This window comes from Paenarthrobacter aurescens, assembly GCF_025421775.1.
Classification (GTDB): Bacteria; Actinomycetota; Actinomycetes; order Actinomycetales; family Micrococcaceae; genus Arthrobacter; species Arthrobacter aurescens_B.
Map to the genome: position 1 here is coordinate 19187 of NZ_JAOEFX010000005.1, position 21906 is coordinate 41092.

The 21906-nt window shown below is 63.5% G+C and carries 22 protein-coding genes and 1 riboswitch; of the genes, 13 read left to right on the forward strand and 9 right to left on the reverse strand.

Features of this window, described 5'->3' with window-relative positions:
* Nucleotides 1-37: 37 nt before the first annotated feature.
* Nucleotides 38-1621: an aminopeptidase P family protein gene (locus N7568_RS11875; protein ID WP_261610036.1), complete on the reverse strand. Its 1584-nt coding sequence runs from the start codon at nt 1619-1621 to the stop codon at nt 38-40.
* 80 nt (nt 1622-1701) lie between these two features.
* Here N7568_RS11875 and N7568_RS11880 point away from each other — a divergent pair, with 80 nt between their 5' ends.
* Both N7568_RS11880 and N7568_RS11885 read left to right on the forward strand, forming a co-directional pair.
* Nucleotides 1702-2547 (forward strand): PHP domain-containing protein, encoded by an 846-nt coding sequence (locus N7568_RS11880; protein WP_261610037.1) that lies wholly within the window; start codon nt 1702-1704, stop codon nt 2545-2547.
* Nucleotides 2548-2560: 13 nt separating this feature from the next.
* Nucleotides 2561-3169, forward strand: coding sequence for a MarC family protein (locus N7568_RS11885; RefSeq protein ID WP_261610038.1), 609 nt, complete (start codon nt 2561-2563; stop codon nt 3167-3169).
* Between the two features lie 44 nt (nt 3170-3213).
* On the opposite strand, the gene N7568_RS11890 is transcribed toward N7568_RS11885, so the two are convergent.
* From N7568_RS11890 to N7568_RS11900, 3 genes are all read right to left on the reverse strand, one after another.
* The gene (locus N7568_RS11890; protein ID WP_261610039.1) at nt 3214-4092 is read right to left on the reverse strand and encodes a DNA-methyltransferase; all 879 of its coding nucleotides are present in this window, start codon (nt 4090-4092) and stop codon (nt 3214-3216) included.
* Nucleotides 4093-4100: 8 nt separating this feature from the next.
* Nucleotides 4101-5825, reverse strand: coding sequence for a DEAD/DEAH box helicase (locus tag N7568_RS11895; protein ID WP_261610040.1), 1725 nt, complete (start codon nt 5823-5825; stop codon nt 4101-4103).
* A 277-nt stretch (nt 5826-6102) separates the two neighbouring features.
* On the reverse strand, nt 6103-7605 hold the full coding sequence (locus N7568_RS11900) for an RNB domain-containing ribonuclease (protein ID WP_261610041.1): 1503 nt from the start codon (nt 7603-7605) through the stop codon (nt 6103-6105).
* A 105-nt stretch (nt 7606-7710) separates the two neighbouring features.
* Between N7568_RS11900 and N7568_RS11905 the strand changes: the two genes are divergently transcribed.
* Nucleotides 7711-8379: a ferritin-like domain-containing protein gene (locus N7568_RS11905; RefSeq protein WP_261610042.1), complete on the forward strand. Its 669-nt coding sequence runs from the start codon at nt 7711-7713 to the stop codon at nt 8377-8379.
* A gap of 17 nt (nt 8380-8396) precedes the next feature.
* Here the strand turns inward: N7568_RS11905 and thiE are convergent, their stop codons facing one another.
* Entirely contained in the window at nt 8397-9068 is a 672-nt protein-coding gene (gene thiE / locus N7568_RS11910) for a thiamine phosphate synthase (protein ID WP_261610043.1), read from the reverse strand.
* A 27-nt stretch (nt 9069-9095) separates the two neighbouring features.
* Nucleotides 9096-9213, forward strand: a riboswitch (TPP riboswitch).
* Here thiE and thiO point away from each other — a divergent pair.
* From thiO to N7568_RS11930, 4 genes are all read left to right on the forward strand, one after another.
* A complete protein-coding gene (gene thiO / locus N7568_RS11915) occupies nt 9206-10474 on the forward strand; it encodes a glycine oxidase ThiO (RefSeq protein WP_261610044.1) in 1269 nt (422 codons plus the stop codon). (Overlaps the previous riboswitch by 8 nt.)
* A complete protein-coding gene (gene thiS / locus N7568_RS11920; protein WP_261610045.1) occupies nt 10471-10707 on the forward strand; it encodes a sulfur carrier protein ThiS in 237 nt (78 codons plus the stop codon). The genes thiO and thiS overlap by 4 nt, the downstream gene beginning before the upstream one ends.
* A gap of 3 nt (nt 10708-10710) precedes the next feature.
* Nucleotides 10711-11523 carry a thiazole synthase gene (locus N7568_RS11925; RefSeq protein WP_261610046.1) on the forward strand — a complete coding sequence of 271 codons (813 nt, stop codon included), beginning with the start codon at nt 10711-10713 and terminating at the stop codon, nt 11521-11523.
* Between the two features lie 28 nt (nt 11524-11551).
* Complete coding sequence (locus tag N7568_RS11930; RefSeq protein WP_261610047.1) at nt 11552-11899, forward strand: 4a-hydroxytetrahydrobiopterin dehydratase; 348 nt, start codon at nt 11552-11554, stop codon at nt 11897-11899.
* A gap of 64 nt (nt 11900-11963) precedes the next feature.
* Here N7568_RS11930 and N7568_RS11935 read toward each other — a convergent pair whose 3' ends face one another.
* From N7568_RS11935 to N7568_RS11945, 3 genes are read right to left on the reverse strand one after another with little or no spacing between them, the layout of a single operon-like run.
* Nucleotides 11964-12266 (reverse strand): hypothetical protein, encoded by a 303-nt coding sequence (locus N7568_RS11935; RefSeq protein ID WP_261610048.1) that lies wholly within the window; start codon nt 12264-12266, stop codon nt 11964-11966.
* Nucleotides 12267-12303: 37 nt separating this feature from the next.
* On the reverse strand, nt 12304-12528 hold the full coding sequence (locus N7568_RS11940) for a DUF3107 domain-containing protein (RefSeq protein WP_261610049.1): 225 nt from the start codon (nt 12526-12528) through the stop codon (nt 12304-12306).
* Between the two features lie 50 nt (nt 12529-12578).
* Nucleotides 12579-13313 carry a TetR/AcrR family transcriptional regulator gene (locus N7568_RS11945; protein WP_261610050.1) on the reverse strand — a complete coding sequence of 245 codons (735 nt, stop codon included), beginning with the start codon at nt 13311-13313 and terminating at the stop codon, nt 12579-12581.
* A gap of 6 nt (nt 13314-13319) precedes the next feature.
* Here N7568_RS11945 and moeB point away from each other — a divergent pair, with 6 nt between their 5' ends.
* The gene (gene moeB, locus N7568_RS11950; RefSeq protein ID WP_261610051.1) at nt 13320-14522 is read left to right on the forward strand and encodes a molybdopterin-synthase adenylyltransferase MoeB; all 1203 of its coding nucleotides are present in this window, start codon (nt 13320-13322) and stop codon (nt 14520-14522) included.
* A gap of 296 nt (nt 14523-14818) precedes the next feature.
* Here the strand turns inward: moeB and N7568_RS11955 are convergent, their stop codons facing one another.
* On the reverse strand, nt 14819-16141 hold the full coding sequence (locus N7568_RS11955; protein WP_261610052.1) for a glutamyl-tRNA reductase: 1323 nt from the start codon (nt 16139-16141) through the stop codon (nt 14819-14821).
* Nucleotides 16142-16299: 158 nt separating this feature from the next.
* On the opposite strand from N7568_RS11955, the gene hemE reads away from it, so the two are divergent.
* From hemE to hemC, 5 genes are all read left to right on the forward strand, one after another.
* Complete coding sequence (hemE, locus tag N7568_RS11960; RefSeq protein ID WP_261610053.1) at nt 16300-17415, forward strand: uroporphyrinogen decarboxylase; 1116 nt, start codon at nt 16300-16302, stop codon at nt 17413-17415.
* Nucleotides 17416-17419: 4 nt separating this feature from the next.
* Nucleotides 17420-18883 (forward strand): protoporphyrinogen oxidase, encoded by a 1464-nt coding sequence (hemG, locus tag N7568_RS11965; RefSeq protein ID WP_261610054.1) that lies wholly within the window; start codon nt 17420-17422, stop codon nt 18881-18883.
* Nucleotides 18884-18964: 81 nt separating this feature from the next.
* A complete protein-coding gene (gene hemQ, locus N7568_RS11970; protein ID WP_261610055.1) occupies nt 18965-19666 on the forward strand; it encodes a hydrogen peroxide-dependent heme synthase in 702 nt (233 codons plus the stop codon).
* Complete coding sequence (locus tag N7568_RS11975; protein WP_261610056.1) at nt 19663-20886, forward strand: ferrochelatase; 1224 nt, start codon at nt 19663-19665, stop codon at nt 20884-20886. The genes hemQ and N7568_RS11975 overlap by 4 nt, the downstream gene beginning before the upstream one ends.
* Nucleotides 20883-21881: a hydroxymethylbilane synthase gene (hemC, locus tag N7568_RS11980; RefSeq protein ID WP_261610057.1), complete on the forward strand. Its 999-nt coding sequence runs from the start codon at nt 20883-20885 to the stop codon at nt 21879-21881. Before N7568_RS11975 ends, hemC begins: the two co-directional genes overlap by 4 nt.
* Nucleotides 21882-21906 lie beyond the last annotated feature (25 nt).

Here is a 21906-nt window from a genome sequence, read left to right on the forward strand (position 1 = left end):
CCTTCCCTTTATGGTTTTTCAGTGAAGCGGCGTGCGCCTAGCCTTGGGCTTCCTGGTAGATGCCTGCCATCCAGGATTCGACGTCGTCTGCCTTGCGCGGCAATGCGGCGCTGAGGTTGACGGGACCGTCGGCGGTCATCAGGATGTCGTCTTCGATCCGGACACCGATCCCGCGGTACTCCTCCGGAATGGCAAGGTCTTCATTCTTGAAGTACAAGCCTGGCTCGATGGTGAACACCATGCCCTCGGTAAGGATTCCGTCGAGGTAGAGCTCCCGCTTGGCTTGGGCACAGTCGTGGACGTCCAGGCCCAAGTGGTGGCTGGTGCCATGCGGCATCCAACGGCGGTGCTGCTGGCCCTCGGGGCTGACGGCTTCCTCGACGGACACAGGCAGCAGGCCCCATTCTGCAAGGCGTTCGGCCAGTACAGTTGTTGCCGCTGTGTGGATATCGCGGAACTTCACGCCCGGCTGGGCGGCTGCGAAGCCGGCGTCGGCGGCGTCAAGCACTGCCTCGTAGACCTTGCGCTGGACATCCGTAAAGGTGCCAGTGGCGGGAAGGGTTCGGGTGACGTCTGCCGTATACAGGGAATCGGCCTCCACTCCTGCGTCCAGGAGGAGGAGCTCACCGGCGTTGACGGTTCCCGAGTTGCGGTTCCAGTGGAGGACGGTGGCGTTGTTGCCGGAAGCTGCAATGGTGTCGTAGCCGAGTTCGTTGCCTTCCTCACGGGCGCGGGCAAAGAAGGCGCCTTCAACAACACGCTCGCCGCGCTTGTGTGTCAGGGCGCGGGGAAGTGCGCGGACGACGTCGGCGAAGCCCTCAACAGTAGCCGCCACGGCGATCTTCATCTGCTCGATTTCCCACTCGTCCTTGAGGAGGCGAAGCTCCGAGAGAGCTTCGCTGAGCTTCTCATCCAGGGCATCGAGTTCGCCGAGGTCCAGGTTCTCGGGGTCCTTTGCCGTGTTGTAGCGGGCGGTATCAACCAAAGCGTCAATGTTCTCGTCCACCTTGCGGACCAAGCGGATGGAGATGCCACCGATCTCCGGGGCACCCACGTTCTTGGTGATCGCCATTTCGAGTTCGGAGATGTGAGCGGTGGGCAGGCCCAGGCGGGCTTCGAATTCGGCCAGCGTGGGGCGTGCGCCGATCCAGAACTCGCCGGCGCGGGAATCGGCATAGAACTGTTCGGTGTCGCGGCCGGCGAGCGGACGGAAGTAGAGCGTCGCCGTGTGGTGACCGCCGTCGTCGCCCTTTCCTTCAGCCACCGGCTCCAGGATGAGAACGGCGTCAGGCTCATGGTCCAGGCCCAAACCCGTGAGGTGGGCGAAACCGGAGTGCGGGCGGAAACGGTAGTCGCAGTCGTTGGAGCGGACCTTCAGCGGACCGGCCGGGATAACAAGCCGTTCGCCTTTGAACAGTTCGGAGATGGTACGACGGCGGCGTGCGGCATGGTCTGCGACGGCGTCACGCGCAGGGGTCACCTGCGGGGCGGCCGCCCAATTGCTGGCCATGAATGCCTTGAAGGCATCGGATGTGGGCCTCTGTGAGCGGTTGTTGACGCGCTCTTGCAGCGGCTGGGAATTTGCGGTGTCCATGTTTTGGGTGTTTTCGGCATCGTTCACCGTTACATCGTCCCACCAGTTACCTGAGGAGGCCAACGGCGTAGCGCTCCAAGCGGGCCTGCATCCCATAGGCTGGGGAAGTGAGGATAGACCTGCATGCACACTCCAATGTTTCCGACGGAACCGAGACACCGGCCGGGGTGATCATTTCCGCCGTCGCGGCAGGCCTCGATGTCGTGGCTTTGACGGATCACGATTCCACCGACGGCTGGGAGCCGGCGTCCGCCGCGGCCCGGGAACACAGCATTGCGTTCGTTCCGGGCATGGAGATCTCGTGTCGGACCGATCAGGGCATCAGTGTCCATTTGCTGAGTTACCTCCACGATCCGGCCCACGCGGGCCTGCTGGAGGAAATCACCAAGTCCAAGGACGCGCGGCTCACCCGTGCCGAGCACATGGTCACTTTGTTGTCCGAGGATTACCCGCTGACGTGGGACGATGTCATCCACCACGTGGCTCCGGGCGCAACCGTGGGGCGCCCACACATCGCCGATGCCTTAGTGGCTGCCGGGGTGGTCGCGGACCGGACGGAAGCATTCACGTCCATCCTCACCTCCCATTCGCGCTACTTCGTGCAGCACTATGCACCCAACCCCGCAATCGCCGTCGAGCTTGTCCGGGCCGCTGGCGGCGTTCCGGTATTCGCCCATCCCGTGGCGTCATCGCGGGGACGCATCGTGGGGGAGCGGACGTACAGGGACATGATTGACGCCGGACTGCTGGGACTTGAAGTGGAGCATCGGGACAACCCCGAGGAAGGACGCGCGTTCCTGCGTGGGCTGGCCGCGGAGCATGGGTTGCTGATGACAGGCTCCTCCGACTATCACGGAGCAGGCAAGCCGAATCTCCTGGGCGAGAACACTACTTCGCCTGAGGTGTTGGCACGGATAGAGGAATTGGCAACAGGCAGCACGGTGGTTCGTTGATGGGGGTTCGTTGATGGATTTGCAGTTGCTCGCATCGGTGATCGTCACGCTGTTCGTGATCATGGACCCGCCGGGTACGGTGCCGATCTTCATGTCGCTGACAGCCCAGATGGCGGCCAAGGACCGCAACCGCTCGGCGTTCCAGGCGCTCTTGGTGGCTACAGGCGTGATCGTGGTGTTCGCGATCTTCGGCCAGTCCATCCTCAATTACATGCATATTTCGCTGGCGGCATTGCAGGGTGCCGGAGGCTTGCTGTTGGTGCTGATCGCTTTGCAGCTGCTGACCGGGTCCACCAGTGGCGAGGAAAACGCCGGCAAGTACAAGAACGTGGCGTTCGTGCCGTTGGGCACGCCGTTGATGGCAGGACCTGGCGCAATCGTGGCGGTCATGGTCTTCGTACAGCAGTCCACGCAGCTGTCAGAATACTTGGCTGTTGGGCTGGGCATCGCAGTGGTGCTGGCCTCGCTGTACCTGGCCATGCGCTTTGCGGGCGTCGTACAGCGGGTGCTTGGCGAGAACGGCGTGGAGCTTGTCACCAGGATCGCCGGCCTGCTGCTCTCGGCCATTGCCGTCCAGATGATCGCCGACTCCGTGACGGCCTTCGTGAAGGGCGTCGCCTGACTGGCTCTACAAGAAACGCTGACTGGCTCTACAAGAAACAGGGTCTAGGAGGCCGTCGGCTGGATCTGGTGGAACTCGGCCTTGCCACCCAGGCGTTTCAGCATGACCGCTATGGCCTGTTCGTTCTGGTCGACGCACACGAAGTTGCGGCCCAATTTGGAGGCGACAGCTCCGAGGGTCCCGGAACCTGCGAAGAAGTCCAGGCACCAGTCGCCCTCACGGCTTGATGCGGAGACAATCCTGCGCACCAGTCCTTCGGGTTTCTGGGTGGGGTATCCGGTCTTTTCGCGGCCGGTGGGAGAGACGATCGTGTGCCACCACACATCCGTTGGCAACTTGCCGAGCTCACGTTTGGCAGGCGTGACAAGGCCGGGGGCCATGTACGGTTCCCGGTCCACTTCGGCGTTGTCGAAGTGGTACTTGGTGGGGTTTTTTACGTACACCAGGATGTTGTCGTGCTTGGTGGGCCAGCGGTTTTTGGCACGGGCGCCGTAGTCGTAGGCCCAGATGATCTCGTTCAGGAAGCACTCCCTGCCGAAGATTGAGTCAAGCATCACCTTCGCGTAGTGCACCTCGCGGTAGTCGAGGTGCAGGTACAGGGTGCCGTCGTCAGCCAACAGCCGCCAGGCTTCCACGAGCTTGGGCTCCAGGAAGGACCAGTAGTCGCTGAAGGCGTCGTCGTAGCTGTGGAGGGCGCCCTTGATGGTGTCATAGGATCGGCCCTTGAAGCCGACGCGGTCGCCGTCGCCGTCCGCGTTGCGGACCATGCGGGTTTCCTGGCGGCGCTGGACCCGGCCGGTATTAAATGGCGGGTCAACGTAAATGAGTGTGAAGGCGCCGTCCGGCAGCGTAGGGAGGAATTCCGCGTTGTCCGCGTGCACCACCAAGTTGCCGCCGTCCGGCGCCCAAACAGTTTCAGTCATTGACGGTTTTAGGCCTCGCCGCTGCCGGACTGGGCAGCAGCGGTCTCACCGGAAACAACTTCGCCGTTGCGGCGACGTGTGCGGGTACGGCGTGTCCGGGCAGGCTTGTCTGCAGAGTCGGAATTGGCCGTGCGGGATTCCGCGGCACCGGCAGCGGGGGCTGCTTCTCCGTCGGACGTACGACGGCGGCGCGTCCGGTTGCGTGCGCCCTCGCCCTTGGATTCGCTGGACTCGGAGTCACTGGACTTGCCGGAGCGACCACGGCCGCCGTCACGGCCGCCGTCGCGCTTGCCGTCACGGCCGCCGTCGCGCTTGCCGTCACGGCCGGAGCCGCCGGAGCGTGCGTTCTTCTTGCCGGTCTCGCCCAAGTCCTCAAGGACCTCGGCGTCAACGCCGGCCAGGACGCGCTTGTTGCGGGGAAGGCGCCCCTTGGTGCCCTCTGGAATGTCAAGGTCGGTGTAAAGGTGCGGCGAGGAGGAGTAGGTTTCCACGGGCTCCGGAACGCTGAGCCCGAGAGCCTTGTTGATCAGGCCCCAGCGTGGCATGTCGTCCCAGTCCACGAACGTGACGGCAGTTCCCTTGTTGCCTGCGCGGCCGGTACGGCCAACGCGGTGCAGGTAGATCTTTTCGTCTTCAACACATTGGTAGTTGATGACGTGCGTGACGTCATCAACGTCGATGCCACGGGCGGCCACGTCGGTGGCCACCAGGACGTCGACCTTGTTGTTGCGGAAGGCGCGAAGGGCCTGCTCGCGTGCACCCTGGCCGAGGTCGCCGTGAATGGCTGCCGCAGCGAATCCGCGGTCAACGAGTTCCTCAGCTACCTTCGCGGCCGTCCGCTTGGTTTTGGTGAAGATGATGGTCCGGCCACGTCCACGGGCCTGGAGGATGCGCGCCACAACCTCGGTCTTGTCCATGCTGTGCGCACGGTAGATGAGTTGGCGGATATCCCGCTTGGTGAGGCCCTCATCATTCGGGTCAGCTGCCCGGATGTGGGTGGGCTGCGTCATGTAGCGACGCGCCATGGCAATGACCGGGCCGGGCATGGTTGCCGAGAAGAGCAGCGTCTGCCGAACAGCCGGAGTGCCTGCGATCAGTGTCTCAACGTCCGGGAGGAAGCCGAGGTCCAGCATTTCGTCGGCCTCATCAAGGATGACCATCTTGACGTTCTTCAGGCTCAGGTGCTTCTGCTTGTAGAGGTCGATCAGCCGGCCCGGGGTGCCGACTACAATCTCGACACCCTTCTGCAGGGCATCAATCTGGGGCTCGTAGGCACGGCCACCATAGATAGTGGCGATGCGGGCATTGCGCTTGCGGGATGCAGTCTGGAGATCGTTGGCCACCTGCACGGCAAGCTCACGCGTGGGGACGATGACCAGGGCCTGGGGCGCTCCGGGGACTGCGAGCTTGGCATACCCGGCATCATCCCGGCCGGCGACGCGCTGGAGGGCTGGAATGCCGAATCCCAGCGTCTTGCCGGTACCTGTTTTGGCCTGCCCGATGATGTCGTGGCCGCTCAGGGCAACCGGCAGGGTCATGGCCTGGATGGGGAAGGGGTGCGTGATTCCGGCGTCAGCCAAGGACTCAACGATGTCCGCACGGACGTTGAAGTCAGCGAACGACTTCTCTTCGATCTCGTGGGGCGTCTCATCCGAGATGATCGTTTCTTCGGGTTCGATGGATTCGGTTCCGGTGGAGTCCGTCAGGACTTCGTGGGTATGCAATTCACTCACAGGGAGTTTCCTTATTCATTTGGGCATTGGCGCTGCATGCTCAACGGCGGCGGCGGAGCCGTACCGGAGCACGAACGGGCGCGCAAGCAAGTCCAGTGGAAGCCGATCGCGGGCTATCTAAGTACTGGCACTGGTGACCAGTTGGTACATCTCAAGATCGCGTAGGGGCGGGCTTGTTGAGTTCAAAAATTAACTGAATCAACGACCGGGCATCCATTACTACAAGCTCAGTCTATCCTCTGGGGGCCGGAAAGCCCGGATCGCCGCATGAACGGCGTCAGGGCAGCAGCTCGAACCTGATCTCCCGGCTGGCGATATCAGCCTTCAAGAGCCGCACCCGGACCTTGGTTCCCGACTCCAGTTCGCCGTCGCAACGTGCAGTCACAGCAGGTTCGGCAATCTGGACAACTCCGAAGGGCCCGCTCCCGTTTCCGTTTCCATTTCCGTTTCCATTTCCATTGGAGGTTTTGGTACTGGTCCCGTTGGAGGGCTTCGAACCGGAAATAACCACGGCGTCGAATTCCTTGCCGATGTGGTTGGCCACCAGGGCGGCTTCCACGGTGTCCAAAGCGGCGCGTTCCAGGCGCCCGGCCAGTTGGTCCGAGGACGCCATGATCTCGGGCAAGGAAGGCAGCGCCTCACGTGCCCATGCCGGGATTTCCTGGTTATTGCTGAGTGCTTCGCAGATCACCAGGACAAAGCGATCGATGAGGCGCCGCAACGGTGCGGTGGTGTGGGCGTAAGGAGCCCCGATGGCTGCTTGGTTCACGTTGGCTGGTACTTCTCCATCAAAGGGTGTGTAACCGGCGCCCCGGAACAACGTGCCGGCCGAATGCAGGATGGCCAATTGCCTGGGATCGGATGCGTCCAGGGTCCGCAGGTATTCGCCGTAAGTGATCCGGCCGTCCCAAGGCTTGCCGAGTGCGGCTGTCTGCCGTTTGAAATGGAGGAGTGATCGCTCGTCGGGCGCGGGCATGGTCCGCAAAATGCCCACTTTGCCCTCAAGCATCAGTTGGGCAGCGGCCATGCCGGTCATGAGGGAGATCTGTGCGTTCCAGTCCTCCACTGGCAAGGAAGGGGCAGCAGCGATCCTGTAGCCGCCGCCGTCGGTCGCTTGCACAATTTCCTGTTCCGGCATGTTGAGGCTTGCGCCACCCCGCAAGCGTTCGAGTTCAACCCGTTTCAGTCCTACTTCCTTCAGGAGCTGCAGAATTGGTGGAGCTGTGCCATCATCGATCTGCTGCTGGGCTCCTTTGTAGCTCAGCTTGGCAGTGCTGCGAACAACTGCGCGGGCCATCGAAACAGCGACCAGTTCCGCTTCCGCATCCAGGTCGAAGTCCCAAACGAAGGCGCTGCAGTCCTGGCCGGCCAGCAGGCTGCCGGCATTTTCACTGATGACTTCGGGGTGCAGCGGAATCCGGCCGTCCGGGGCATAGAACGTCTGGCCGCGCTGCCGGGTTTCAGCGTCCAGCGCCCCGCCCGGAGCCACAAAGGCCGGCACGTCGGCTATGGCGTAATGAACCTTGTACCCGTCACCTGTACGGTCAATGAACAGGGCCTGGTCCAAGTCAGTGGACGTCGCCGGGTCAATGGTCACGAACGGAATGTCCCGCAGGTCCCTGCCCGGAAGCCTGAGGGATTCGACGGCCTCGCGGGCCTCTTGAACAGCTGGTGCCGGGTAGTCGCCAGGAAGTTCCAGCTCCGTCCTCAGGGCCGCCAGGGCCGCTGCGAGCTGGTCGGACGAATCGTCGACGTTGGGCGCTATCCGATGATGTGACACGAAAATCAGGTTAGCCCCAAACGGCCAGATAGTCTCGGAGGCTTCCACGCAGCTGAGGCTGCGGCAAGAGCAGGTCACCCTTCTTGCCGGAGATAGTCTTGGTCCATGGGCAATTCCCCTGACACCGCACCTATTGCCGGGCAACTCGCCGCACAGCTGCTGGGAGCCATGGCATATGGCGAGTTGTCAGCGTTCGGAAGGCTCGCCTTCGATTCCCGCTACGCTCCCACGCTTCATGACCGGTCCGTGCTCGCGAAGATTGCTGTGGGCTCCTACGGAAATTTTGCCCTCCTCAATGACCGGCTCGCAGAGATGGGAATCGATCCTGAAGAGGCCATGCTGCCGTTTCAACGGTCCTTCGACCACTTCCATGAGCGCACCAAGCCTGCAGACTGGTTCGAGTCCGTGATGAAGGCGTATGTCATCGATACCGTGTCATCCGACTTCTACAGGGCAGTCGCGATGTTCCTGGACGAGACTACGCAGCATTTCGTTGAGCGTGTCGCTTCGCCCGACCAAGCCACGGAAGTACTGCGCGTCCTGCTAAGGCGGGCACTGGCCGATGACCCGCGCCTCGCTTCGCGCCTGGCGCTGTGGGGTCGCCGCTTGGTGGGCGAAGCCTTAACGCAGGCGCAGCGCGTCGGGATGGAGCATCCGCAGCTGGGTCCCACGCTGAAGAGCGGCGGCGACACCCGCGCTGCAGTCAAAAGGCTGACAGGGGAACTCGCCGAAAAGCACTCGCGGCGTATGACGGGCCTCGGCCTCACCGCGTAACCACCCTCCGTCTGGCGCTAGAAGGCGTCCAGCGCCTGCAGCAGCGACTTGGCTGCCGCCGTCGGGTCCGTTGCCTCCGTGATTGCACGGACGACGACGATCCTGCGGGCGCCCGCGGCTACCACCTGCTCCACGTTGCTGAGGTCGATCCCGCCGATGGCAAACCAGGGGAGCGTCGCAGCCGTTTCTGCACGCGTGACAGCTTCTGCGGCAAATGTGACCAGGTCCAGCCCTACAGGTTCGCGCCCGGGTTTGGTGGGTGTTGCCCAGACCGGTCCGACGCAGAAATAGTCCAGGCCCATGTGTCCCGACGACGCGGATATGGCGGCGTCGACCTGCGCCGGAGTGTGGGTGGACAGGCCGATGCCGGTGACATTCGGCAAGAGGGTCCGGGCTGCCGTCAAGGGCAGGTCTTTTTGGCCGATGTGGAACACGGGAGCCCCGGAAATACTGGCTACATCGGCCCGGTCGTTAACAGCCCAAAGACGCCCATGCCGCTGCGCCACGCTCCGTAGGACCGCCAAAGTTTCCAGTTCCTCGGCAGCTTCCAGTGTCTTGTCACGCAGTTGGATGATGTCCACGCCGCCCTCGAACGCGGCATCCACAAAGTCTTCAAAATCGCCCTGCCGTTTGCGGGCATCTGTGCACAAGTAGAGGCGGGCGGAGGCAAGGGATTCAGGCTGGGTCATGGAAACCAGAGTAGTTCCTCTAAACTGGGCACGTACTGCGGGAGCCGCGACAACGTCATGTGACTGTCCGGCTGAGAGGGCTTCAGCGCCGACCGCTTGACCTGATCCGGCTAGTACCGGCGTAGGGAAGGAATCGAATGGCAGATCCCCGCCATACCCCCATCCGGGCAGATGTCGCCGTCATTGGTGGTGGCGTCATAGGCCTCGGCATTGCACGCGAAGCCAGACGCTTGGGCCGCTCCGTCGCCCTGATCGACCCCGCACCCGCAACCGGGGCTACATTCGCTGCTGCCGGCATGCTTGCGCCTGTCAGCGAACTGCATTACCAGGAGGAGGACCTTCTGGAATTAATGCTTGAGTCCTCACAGCTGTGGCCCTCCTTTGTAGCCGGCCTGTCTCCCACCATGGTTGACACCGGATACCGCACGACGCCGACTCTGGCCGTGGGTGCCGACGCCGCCGACCGCAGGGCGCTCGCCGACCTCCGTTCAGTCCAATTGGCGGCAGGACTGGGAGTTGAGCCACTCACTGTGCGCGATGCGAGGGAGCGCGAACCGCTCCTCAGCCCACAAATCTCCTGTGCTTTCGACATCCCCGCCGACCATCAGGTGGATCCGCGGAAGTTGGCGCAAGCCCTGATGGCTGGATTGGCAGCACATTCGTCCAGTGACCCCACGTGGGTGCAGGACACAGACAACGGTCTTGCCGTGGCGACACCAGCACGCCGGCTGCTGTGGGACGGAAAACGCGTCTCAGGAGTCGAGCTCAACTCCGGCGCCACTGTACTCGCGGGCGAAACCGTGGTGGCGAACGGCCTTGGTGCGACGGAACTGTCCGGGTTCCCGGACGGTCTGCGCCTTCCCGTGAGGCCAGTCTATGGCGACATCCTGCGGCTTCGCGTCCCCGCACACCTCCGGCCCCTGGTCACATCAACCGTCCGTGGCATGGTCCGCGGGGTGCCGGTCTACATCGTCCCCCGGGACGACGGAACGGTGGTGATCGGGGCCACGCAGCGCGAGGACGGATTGTCAGCGTCCTCCAACGCTGTCTCGGCCGGAGGCGTCTATCAACTACTGCGGGACGCCCAGGCCCTGGTCCCTGCCGTGGCGGAATTGGAACTCGTTGAAGCAACCGCCCGGGCCCGCCCCGGGACTCCGGACAACGCACCGCTGCTCGGACGGGTCGCCGGTTCCGACGGCGACATTGCTGGTCTGGTCATCGCGACGGGATTCTTCCGCCACGGCGTCCTCCTGACTCCCGTCACCGCCAGGATCGTTGGGGAACTGATCAGCGATTCGACCGACTCCCGATGGCTGCGTTTCCGCCCCGACCGATTCGCCACAAACGCCGCTGAACACCAGTCCCTCACGCCAGCAGTACTCGCTCCCATCAAGGAAACAGCATGAACATCAAACTCAACGGCGCCCACCACCCCGTACCGGACGACGCATCCGTCAGCACTCTCGTCACGGCCGTCACGGGCCGTGTCCTGGACTCCCGCGGACAGGCAGCCGACGGCGGCAAGCTGGGAGTCGCCGTCGCACGCAATTCCGAGGTGGTTCCACGCAGCCAATGGGCCGCAACGGCGCTCGCCGACGGAGACGAACTCGAACTCGTTACCGCAGTCCAAGGAGGCTAAAGAATGACAACAGCAAATATTGACGTTCGTAACTCTGACGTCCACACCGACGCACTGGTGATCGACGGCGTCGAATTCGGTTCCCGGCTGATCATGGGCACGGGTGGAGCCCCGAGCCTCGACGGCCTGGGCGCAGCGCTCCTGGCCTCGGGGACCGAGCTCACCACAGTTGCCATGCGCCGCTACTCGCCGGCCGAAACGGGGTCGCTCTTCCAGTTGCTGGTGGACAACGGTATCCGCGTGCTGCCCAACACAGCTGGCTGCTTCACGGCGAAGGACGCTGTGATGACAGCAGAATTGGCGCGTGAAGCGCTGGAGACTGATTGGGTGAAGCTGGAAGTCATTGCAGACGAACACACGCTCCTGCCAGACGCCGTTGAACTCGTCGATGCAACAGAGCAGCTGGTGAACCGTGGCTTTAAGGTCTTCGCCTACACCAACGACGATCCCGTCCTTGCGCTGCGCCTCGAAAACCTGGGCGCCACAGCAGTCATGCCGCTGGGATCACCCATCGGAACCGGCCTTGGCATCCTGAACCCGCACAACATTGAGCTGATCGTCTCCCGGGCCTCCGTACCTGTGGTGCTCGACGCCGGGATTGGAACAGCCTCCGATGCCGCGCTCGCCATGGAGCTGGGCTGCGACGCTGTCCTGCTGGCTACGGCCGTCACCCGCGCGCAGAACCCGGTGCAGATGGGCCAAGCCTTCAAACACGCCGTGATCGCCGGTAGGCTGGCCAAGCAGGCAGGCCGGATCCCGCGCCGCGAACACGCCTTGGCGTCGTCGGCCATGGAAGGCCGGGCAGAGTTCCTCTAAGCGACTTCCTCCAAGCGAAGGACCAATCATGGCGGGTATCGAAGACCAACTGCCTGACGCGGACGTAGATACCGCCCTCAAGGAGCTCCCGGACTGGAGGTACCAGGACGGCCTGGTTACTGTCTTCAAGACCCCGACGGCGGCCGACGCGCTGGCGCTCATTGCAGCCATCGGAAAGATCGCCGAAAGACAAAACCATCATCCGGACCTGGAATGGCGCTACAACAGAGTCTTCCTCCGCTACGTTTCCCATGACGCGGGTGGGAAGGTGACCTCACGTGACCTCGCCGCGGCGGCCTCGGTGAGCGCTGCCGCGGAGGAGATAGGCGCTTCCGCCCAGCCGGAGCGCTATCCGGCTCTTGAACGGCATAAGTGAAACTGATTAAAAGAAAACAGTGACCATCACCGCCAGGGTGATGGTCACTGTTGCTTGCCTGGTGCTAGAGCCTCAGTGCCTTGGTGAGCGCGGCAGTATCGTGCTTGGTGCGTGTACGCCCCAGGAAGACCACCACGCCCGCAGCAGCAGCGGTCCCCAGAACGATCGGCAGAACCCACGGGATCCATGTGGCGCCGGGTTGGTAGCCCAGTCCGGCACTGATGAACGCGATCCAGCTCAGCATGCCAACCATTGCCGAGACGCCGGCCGGCAACGCAATTCCGTACTTGCCGTGCCGCTTGTCGTTGGCCCACACAATGAAACCGGTGGCAATGGTGGCCAGAACCACCACGACGAGAGAAAGCATGAAAACTCCTTAGCGGACGACGAGAAGTGGGAAAGCCCTAGAGGGCGCCGAAGCCTACGCGGCGGGTTTCCTCGGCACCGATCTCCACGTAACCAAGGACATTGCCGGGAACGATGATCTGGCGGCCCTTCTCATCGGTCAGGCGCAGTTCCGAGCCCTTGGACACGGCCTCCGCCACGATCTTGGCCACGGCGTCGGCGTCCAAAGAGGATTCGAGCACGATTTCACGGCCAACGTTCTGAATGCCGATCTTTACTTCCACAGCAAGGCCTCCAAGCCAATCAAGTGTTAAGTCAGTCCTCTATTTGTAGCCTAGGACTCTTTAGGGAATCGACTGATTCCGCGCCAAGCTAAACGATAGATCAGATCACTGGCCACATCGAGGTCGAGGTTTCCGTCTGTTTCAAGCCAGTACCGGGCGCTGACCTGCGCCATTCCTGCCAAACCGCGGCCAAGGAGCTGGGCCTCAAGGGGAGGCAACTTGGTGTCCTCTGCGATGACGTGGGCGACGGCATCCGCGAACGTTTTGTTGAATGTCTCCAAACGGGAACTGACGTCGGGATCATTGATGAGGTCCGACTCGAAAACCAGGCGGTGGGCTTGGTCGTCGTCCGCAATAAACCTGTAATAAGCGCGCATGACGGCCTTGACGCGTTCCTTGTTGTCCGTGGTGGAGTTCAATGCGCTGAGCATCAACTCCGTCAGCGTAGCCAGGTGGCTGTCAAGGAGAGCCATGTAGAGCTCGCGCTTGGACGGAAAGTGCTGGTACAGCACTGGTTTGCTCACGTGGGCTGCCTCAGCGATTTCGTCCATGGCGGCGCCATGGAAACCGTTGGAGACGAAAACTTCCAACGCAGCATTCAGCAACTGTGCGCGGCGCTCGTCCCGCGGCAACCTTGGTGAACGCGTTGAACCAGCCCGTTCCTGCTTGGCCGGTACCCCATCGTGTGCCCGTGTGCCGTCAGCCACAGTCTGCCGCCTTTCCTTTGCAGTTATGACCACTCTACCGGTGGGTAATATGACCGGGCGGCATCGGCAGGCATACATTGGGGTATGGCCTCAATTGTTGCTGCCCACGCTGCTGCGCCCGCTGTCCTGCCGCCCCTTGTTGAACCGGCCGCCGAACTTACGCCGGCCGAGGTGGAGCGGTACTCCCGGCATCTCATCATTCCGGAAATTGGCGCCGTGGGCCAACGCAGGCTTAAGAATGCGAAAGTCCTCGTCATAGGCGCCGGCGGGCTTGGTTCCCCGGCACTGTTGTATCTGGCAGCAGCCGGCGTCGGCACACTTGGCATTGTGGATGACGACGAGGTGGACCTCAGCAACCTGCAGCGCCAGGTCATCCACGGCGTCAAGGACGTCGGCACTCCAAAGATCGAGTCTGCACGCAACGCCATCGCGGATCTCAATCCTCTGGTGAACGTAGTGCTGCATCACCAGCGGCTGGACTCTTCCAACGCGCTGGAGTTGTTCGCGCAGTATGACCTCATCCTCGATGGCGCTGACAACTTTGCCACGCGGTACCTGGTGAACGACGCCGCCGCCATTCTCGGGAAGCCCTACGTTTGGGGCTCCATCTTCCGATTCGACGGCCAGGTAAGTGTCTTTTGGGCCGATCACGGCCCCACCTACAGGGACCTCTATCCTGAAGCCCCTCCGGCAGGTTCCGTACCTTCCTGTGGCGAGGGAGGCGTGTTCGGCATGTTGTGCGCAGCGGTCGGATCGCTCATGGTGACCGAAGCCGTGAAGCTGATCACCGGCGTCGGACGTTCACTGCTCTGCCGCGTGGCGCTTTTTGATGCCCTGGGTGGAAGCTGGCGCGAGATCAAGGTGTCCAAAGACCCGGAGGCTGAACCCATCACGGAACTCACTGACTACGAGGCCTTTTGCGGTGTGACGCCGTTGGCGGCTGCTGACCAGGACCATACGGTGTCTGCCGAAGACCTCGCCGGGATGCTTGCAGAGCGGGAATCGGGTGAGCGGGACTTCGAGTTGGTGGATGTTCGCGAGTCGGGGGAGCACAGCATTGTGAGCATCGAGGGCTCCGTCCTCATTCCGCAGGGCCGCATCCTCTCCGGCGAGGCCTGGGTGGAGCTGCCGCAAGACAAAGACATCGTTTTCCACTGCAAGGCCGGGACACGCTCTGCTGCAGTTCTGGAGGCCGCGCAGAAAGCGGGCTATACCCGTGTCAGCCATCTCGACGGCGGTATTCTCGCCTGGGTGCGCGACATCGAGCCGGAGAAACCCGTCTACTGAGTTGGTGCCCGGTGCTCTTACCGTCTGGGAAGCTCAACCATGAGCGAATCGACGGACACTGCGCAGTAACCCCTTGGAACGGAATTCGGACACGGCTCGACAGCCATGGACGTGATCTCCGGAGTCGACCTCTCAGGCAAGACCGACGTCGTTACCGGCGGATACTCAGGCCTTGGCCCCGGGACAGGGAGCGGCCACCTCGGTAGGGGCGGCGACTGCGCCCGCGTCAAAGAAATTGTGGAGCCTTTCCGCTGCGCTAACGGGCGTCAACGCCTTCGCCTGGGAAGGGGAGGCTCTCAGGCGCTCTCCGAGCGGAGTTGCTGGTGGTCCACGGGGCACTCCGCTGCCGGGGCTGCAGCCGCGGGCTGTTCCACCTGGATGCCGTAGAGGGCCTCAAGGGCTGCGACGTAGTCGTCCTGTTGGCCGTTGGCGGCGAGTTCGCGGGCACGTACGGTGGGGATGTGCAGGAGCTGCTTGACCATCCGGCGAAGCGCGAACTCCACTTCTTCAGCGGCAGCAGTACAGCCGTGGCGTGCACGCACCTTTTCCATTTCGGCGTCAAGGACGTTCATCGTGTGGCGGCGCAGCGCAACGATGGCGGTGTCCACGGAACGCGCTTCGCGCTGGGACTCGAAGGACGCGGCAGCGCCGGTGACGATTGCACTGGCCTGGGACAGGGATTCTGCTTGTTCCTGTGGCGCAGCGAGGCGTACGGATTCCAGAGTCAGCAACTCGACGCCGTCGAGTTCCCCCACTGCGGGATCGAAGTCATGGGTGAGCGCGAGGTCGATCGCAATCAATGGCTTGTCCGACTTTTCCCGGACGCGGGCCAGGTCTGCGGCCTCCACCCGGTTGTCGGAACCGCTGCAGCCGATCATGACGTCAGCCGCCGCTACGGCAGCCGGGAGAGTGTCGGCGTCGAGTGCTGTTCCGCCGCGGGTGGCGACGAAGCCTTCGGCGCGGCCGGACGAAGAGTAGACGGAGATATCGGTGCAGTTGCGCTCACGCAGAAGCGACATGGTGGCTCCGGCGTACGCCCCGGTTCCGAACACCACGACCTTCTTGCTGGACCAATCGTCGTTCTCGGCAAGATCGGTAGCCAGGTCCAATGCGACGGAAACGATCGAGAGGCCGCGGGAGCCGAGGGCGGTCTGCGCGCCGACGTCCTTGGCGGTCTTGGAAGCTGCTTGGAACAGCCGGACGAGACCGGAACTCGCTGTCCCTTCCTGCTGGGCGGTGATGAGTGCCCGTCGGACCTGTCCGGCGATTTCACGCTCACCAACCACTGCGGAGTCCAGTCCGGCGCTCACGGCAAAGAGATGGCGGGTGACGTCGGGGCCGATGTGGGTCGCGAACGAACGGGAGACAAGTTGTTCGTTGAGTCCGCTGAGTTCGCTGATTTGGGAAACAAGGGCGGAACGGGCAGCTTCAAGGTCAGCTCCGTTGGCCGTTTCGCCGTAAACCTCGTAGCGGTTGCAGGTGGCCAGGACCACTGCGCCGGAGACCATGGGGGAATCTGTCAGGGCTGCCGAGGCAAGCCCAGAGGAACCGTTGCTCAACTGAGCGACGGTTTCGAGGTCGATGTCGGCGTGTGTAGCCACCAATGAGAAAAGAACCACAACACCCCAATCATAGCTTTTTCGTAGCCCGGTAGAACAATGTGGCACCGTGGTGATCCCCACGCACGGGCGTGATCCCCGCCACACGCGCTCGGGTGGGGCGCGACGTGACAGCTTGTCGTTATCTTTTGTCCCGGATTTTCGGCACAATCGAAGGCATGACTTCTAGCGCGGCAGCATCCAACAGTACGGCCTCCACCGCCCCGGCGGGAACACTTGGCGCCAACCACCCGCTGAAGGACGGCCGTACCTCGGATTCACCGCTGATCACGGCCTACCGTGGCGGCAAGCCGTCCCGCCGGCCCGTCTGGTTCATGCGCCAGGCCGGCCGTTCCCTGCCGGAGTACCTGAAGGTGCGCGAGGGCGTTGCCATGCTGGACTCCTGCTTGCGGCCGGAGCTTGCGGCGGAGATTACCCTCCAGCCGGTTCGTCGCCATGACGTGGATGCGGCCATTTTCTTCTCCGACATCGTTATTCCGCTGAAGCTTGCGGGTGTCGGTGTGGACATTGTTCCGGGCGTTGGGCCCGTCCTGGACAAGCCGGTCCGCACGGCAGCGGATGTTGCTGCGCTGCCCACCCTGACGTGGGAAGCCTTGGAGCCCATCCGGGAAGCTGTGCGCCTGACGGTTGCCGAGCTTGGCAGGACACCACTCATTGGCTTTGCCGGGGCACCGTTCACTCTTGCGGCCTACATGGTTGAAGGGAAGCCGTCGCGTGACCACCTCGGCCCGCGGACCATGATGCACGCTGATCCTGAAACGTGGGAAGCCTTGGCGAACTGGGCAGCCGATACCTCCGGCATGTTCCTGCAGGCGCAACTTGAGGCAGGCGCTTCGGCCGCGCAGCTCTTTGACTCCTGGGCAGGATCCCTGGGTCTGGCTGACTACACCAAGTACGTGGCACCCGCCTCGGCGCGGGCCCTTGACCACGTCCGCGGTTTGGGGGCTCCGTTGATCCACTTCGGTACCGGGACGTCCGAGCTCCTGGTTGCCATGCGCGATGTAGGAGTGGACGTTGTGGGCGTCGACTACCGCCTGCCGTTGGACGAAGCCAACCGCCGCTTGGGCGGCACCGTGCCGTTGCAGGGCAACATCGACCCCGCGCTGCTGTCGGCACCGTGGGAGGTCCTTGAAGCCCACGTCCGCGAAGTCATCGCTGCCGGCGCGCATGCCCCCGGGCACGTACTGAACCTTGGTCACGGTGTTCCTCCCGAAACGGACCCTACGGTCCTCACCCGCGTCGTGGAACTCATCCACTCCATCCCCTCGGAGTAAGCCGATGCGCGGGGGGCACGCAACGCCAGACGTCCACGCAGCCGGGCCAGCGGCCGTCGTCGTGGGGGGCGGCATCTCGGGCCTGGTTGCCGCGCGAGAACTGGCCATGGCCGGCGCCGCGGTTACAGTCCTCGAGGCCAGCGACGCCTGGGGCGGCTGTGTGGGAAGCCATGTTGTTGCCGGGCTGCAGCTGGACAGCGGTGCGGAGTCCTTCGCCACACGGTCCACAGCCGTAGCGGATCTGGCTCGTGAGCTGGGGTTGGCGGACAGGATCGTGGCCCCGCGCCCGGGCGGCGCGTGGGTGCAGCTTCCGGACGACCCAAGGGAACTTCCTAAAACGGGGGTCCTCGGAATCCCCGCAAACCCCTGGGACCCCGAAGTGCGGCGTTCCCTGGGGTTTTCCGGTGCCATCAGGGCTTCCGTGGACCGCTGGCTGCCTGCAGCGATCGGGACATCGTCCGACGTCACCAGTGTTTCTTCCCTCGTACGCGCCCGCATGGGCAAGAGAGTCCTCGAGAGACTTGTTTCCCCGGTGGTGGGTGGTGTCCATTCGGCCGATCCGTCCCTCCTGGACGTCGACATGGTGGCGCCCGGGCTACGGGCGGGTGTCCGCAAGCATGGTTCATTGGCCGCCGCCGTTGCGGCCCAACGCCGGGGCTCCGCTTCCGGCCCTGCCGGTCCAGCCAAAGCTGGGTCCGCCGTCGCCGGTTTGAAGGGCGGCATGAATACGCTGGTGGCCGCGCTGGTGGCCGACCTTCGGGAACGCGGCGTTGAGCTGATCGCCGGCAAGCGCGCCGATACCGTTGTGATGACCCCGGGCGGATGGCGGGTCGGCGCTGGAGAAACCGTGTACGACGCCGGCCGGTTGGTCGTTGCGCTCGACGGCCCGGCCGCCGTCGGACTTCTGGAGCAGTCCCTGCCGGAACTGGCCGCGCTGCGTCCCGAACCCGGCCCGCTGGTCAGCCTGGTGACGATGGTGGTGGACCTGCCCGAGCTCGATGGGAGACCCCGCGGGACCGGGATCCTGGTGGCTCCCCAGACTCCCGGGATCAAGGCCAAGGCGCTGACCCACGCAACGGCAAAATGGGACTGGTTGGCCGACGAAGCAGGTCCCGGCACCCACGTCCTGCGCTTGTCCTATGGTCGACGGGAAGAGGCGCGCGGGGGAGTGGAGGATGTGGTTCTGGATGATGAATCGCTCCTGGCCGCGGCCTTGAAAGATGCCACAACATTGTTGACTGTGCCCGTATCCCAGGCGGACATCGTGGACTGGGATGTGGTGCGGTGGGCGGGTGCGCTGCCTTTTGCCGCCGTCGGTCATAAACAGCGCGTAGCGCAGGTCCGTAAGCTGTGCGCTCGAGCCAACGGCCTGAGTGTCGTGGGAGGCTGGCTCGCCGGGAATGGGCTGGCTGCCGTTGTGGCTGATACCCGGGCCCAGGTCGCGGCGGAAAGCGCCGGCGCGGCCTGAGTGATGTGATTTGCATCACTTCTACGCGTTGTAGAACTGATCCGTTTCGACTTAGGGGCTGGCACGGGGCAAACTTGAACCATGAGCCACACTTCTGCCGAATCTGTCACTAAAACTGCTGAAACCGAAGAACAGTTCTACACACTGTGGACGGTCTTCAAGCGCTCGGCCGACGTCCTGCGCAGCGGCGATGCTGCCCAGGAATTCGAAGCCCTTGCGGAAAAGCTCGCGGAAGGCGGCGTGATCCTCCGGGGCAGTTACGACGTCTCGGCAATGCGCTCGGATGCTGACATCATGGTGTGGCTCCACGGCCCCAAGCCGGAGGCCCTGCAGGCCGCCGTCCGATCCATCCGCCGCAGCAAGCTTTTCGCAGGAACCGACATCGTCTGGTCTGCCATGGGCGTGCACCGCGAAGCCGAGTTCTCCAAGAGCCACGTGCCTGCCTACGCCCGCGGTGTCGAGCCCAGCACCTGGCTCTGCGTCTACCCGTTTGTGCGCTCCTACGAGTGGTACCTGCTTCCCACGGACGAGCGCGGAAAGATGCTCCGCGACCACGGCCTGCTGGGACGCGAATTCCCCCAGGTCATCTCCAACACCGTCTCATCGTTTGCCTTGGGCGACTGGGAATGGATCCTTGGTCTCGAAGCACCTGAATTGGTGGATCTCGTGGACCTGATGCGCCACCTGCGCGCCACCGAGGCACGTCACCACGTTCGTGAAGAAATCCCCTTCTACACCGGCCGCCGCGTATCGGCGGCCGAGATTGCCGAGGTTCTCGCATGACCGAGCTTGCTATCACCACGGAGCCGAACGCCATCACTGAGCGCGGACGCCAGGAACCCAAGCGCTACGACGCTGTCCTGCTCGCATCCTTCGGTGGTCCCGAGGGCCAGGACGACGTTATCCCGTTCCTGCGCAACGTCACCCGTGGCCGCGGCATCCCGGACGAGCGCCTCGAAGAGGTCTCCCACCACTACCGCGCGTTCGGTGGCATCAGCCCCATCAACCAGCAGAACCGTGAGCTGAAGGCCGCTATTGAGGCGGAACTGTCCAAGCGGGATATCGAGCTGCCGGTCCTCTGGGGCAACCGGAACTGGGACCCCTACATCGCTCCGGTCCTGCAGGACGCTTACGACGCCGGACACCGCCGGATCCTGATGCTCACCACCAGCATCTATTCCTGCTACTCCAGCTGCCGCCAGTACCGCGAAGACATTGGGGTTGCCCTGACCGAAACCGGTTTGGACGGCAAACTCGAGGTGGACAAGATCCGCCAGTACTTTGACCACCCCGGCGTAGTCCAGCCGTTCCTTGAGGGCACAGCTGCGGGCCTGGAAGAGATCCGCGGCAAGCTCGCGGCCGCCGGAGAAGCCGACCCGGACTCTAAAATTCGCGTCCTGTTCGCCACGCACTCCATTCCTACCCGGGATGCCGAAGCGGCAGGCAGGTCCGAGGACGAGCCCCGCGAATTCGCTGAAGGTTCCGCCTACGCCGCACAGCACCTTGCTAATGCGCAGGCCATCATGAACTCCGTGGCGCCGAATGTTGCTTGGGACCTGGTGTACCAGTCCCGCTCCGGGGCGCCGCACATTCCCTGGCTTGAACCGGACATCAATGACCACCTTGAAGAGATCGCCCCCGACGGCGTCCGCGGTGTGGTCATCGTTCCGCTTGGGTTCGTCAGCGACCACATGGAAGTTGCCTGGGACCTGGACACCGAAGCACTGGAAACCTGCAAGAACCTCAATATCGAGGCCACCCGTGTTCCCACCCCGGGTACGCATGCAGCTTTCGTGTCCGGCCTGGTGGACCTCATCTGTGAACGCACGGTGGAAAACAACATCGCAGAACGTCCCCACGTGACGGATCTGGGCCCTTGGTACGATGTCTGCCGCCCCAACTGCTGCGAGAACTTCCGCGGAGCAAAACCCGTTATTTCCGAAGTTGGCGTCGGGATCGGCATCGGCCACGATGCCTACCCCGCTGCGGAGGCTGCCAAGTGACTGTTCGCATCGGCACCAGGGCGAGCAAACTCGCACTGACGCAGACGCAGCAAACTGCGGACCGGTTGGCTGCTGTTGGCGGCTTCCCGGTGGAGCTCGTGCACATCAAGACCGAGGGCGACGTCAAGACCGGGTCCCTTTCCCAGATGGGCGGTACAGGCGTGTTTGTCGCGGCCCTTCGGGACGCCCTGCTCGCTGAGACCTGTGATGTTGCCGTGCACTCCCTTAAGGACCTGCCCACGGGAACAGCACTTGGCCTGAGCATTGCGGCGACTCCCAAGCGCGTGGATGTCCGCGACGTACTCTGCGCACGCGACGGCCTGACGCTCGCCGAACTGCCCGGTGGCGCCAAGGTTGGCACGGGTTCTCCACGCCGGGCGGCCCAGCTCAGGGCAGCACGTCCGGACATTGAGGTACTCGATATCCGTGGGAACGTGGACACGCGGCTGGGCCGCGTCCCGGGACTTCCCGGAAACACCACCGAGGAGGTTGTCCCGGGCAAGTCCTGCGACCTCGACGCCGTGGTGCTGGCCGCCGCGGGCCTGGAGCGCATTGACCGATTGGACACCGTCAGCGAATTCTTTGAGTCCGACGTCATGCTGCCCGCCCCCGGGCAGGGAGCGTTGGCCATTGAGTGCCGGACTGATGACGCCCCGCGCTTGGCTGGTTCCGGCGAGGGTTCCAACGGGGTGCTGGCCCAGGCCCTTGCTGCTTTGAACGACGACGATACCCGCCTGGCCGTTACGGCCGAGCGCGCCGTCCTGGCTCGGCTGGAAGCCGGTTGTGCGGCTCCCGTGGGTGCCTACGCCTTCCGGAAGGGCAGCATGCTGCACCTTGAAGCAGTGGTCTGCGCTGTGGATGGCACCAAGACCGTCCGCGAGAAGAAAGCCACAGACGGTCTTACGGAAGTCGGAGCCACCTTGCTCGGCATCGAGGTGGCAGAGCTCTTGCTCGCTGCAGGCGCCGCGGAGATCGCGGACCTTGCCGCGTCCTGAGCCGCATGAAGTGAACGGGTTGACC

Bases quoted from the DNA above. Each gene is read 5' to 3' on its own strand.
- N7568_RS11885 (WP_261610038.1), top strand. From the start codon at position 2,561: ATGGATTTGCAGTTGCTCGCATCGGTGATCGTCACGCTGTTCGTGATC.
- N7568_RS11890 (WP_261610039.1), bottom strand. From the start codon at position 4,092: ATGACTGAAACTGTTTGGGCGCCGGACGGCGGCAACTTGGTGGTGCAC.
- N7568_RS11905 (WP_261610042.1), top strand. From the start codon at position 7,711: ATGGGCAATTCCCCTGACACCGCACCTATTGCCGGGCAACTCGCCGCA.
- thiE (WP_261610043.1), bottom strand. From the start codon at position 9,068: ATGACCCAGCCTGAATCCCTTGCCTCCGCCCGCCTCTACTTGTGCACA.
- thiO (WP_261610044.1), top strand. From the start codon at position 9,206: ATGGCAGATCCCCGCCATACCCCCATCCGGGCAGATGTCGCCGTCATT.
- thiS (WP_261610045.1), top strand. From the start codon at position 10,471: ATGAACATCAAACTCAACGGCGCCCACCACCCCGTACCGGACGACGCA.
- N7568_RS11925 (WP_261610046.1), top strand. From the start codon at position 10,711: ATGACAACAGCAAATATTGACGTTCGTAACTCTGACGTCCACACCGAC.
- N7568_RS11930 (WP_261610047.1), top strand. From the start codon at position 11,552: ATGGCGGGTATCGAAGACCAACTGCCTGACGCGGACGTAGATACCGCC.
- N7568_RS11935 (WP_261610048.1), bottom strand. From the start codon at position 12,266: ATGCTTTCTCTCGTCGTGGTGGTTCTGGCCACCATTGCCACCGGTTTC.
- N7568_RS11945 (WP_261610050.1), bottom strand. From the start codon at position 13,313: ATGTATGCCTGCCGATGCCGCCCGGTCATATTACCCACCGGTAGAGTG.
- moeB (WP_261610051.1), top strand. From the start codon at position 13,320: ATGGCCTCAATTGTTGCTGCCCACGCTGCTGCGCCCGCTGTCCTGCCG.
- hemE (WP_261610053.1), top strand. From the start codon at position 16,300: ATGACTTCTAGCGCGGCAGCATCCAACAGTACGGCCTCCACCGCCCCG.
- hemG (WP_261610054.1), top strand. From the start codon at position 17,420: ATGCGCGGGGGGCACGCAACGCCAGACGTCCACGCAGCCGGGCCAGCG.
- hemQ (WP_261610055.1), top strand. From the start codon at position 18,965: ATGAGCCACACTTCTGCCGAATCTGTCACTAAAACTGCTGAAACCGAA.
- N7568_RS11975 (WP_261610056.1), top strand. From the start codon at position 19,663: ATGACCGAGCTTGCTATCACCACGGAGCCGAACGCCATCACTGAGCGC.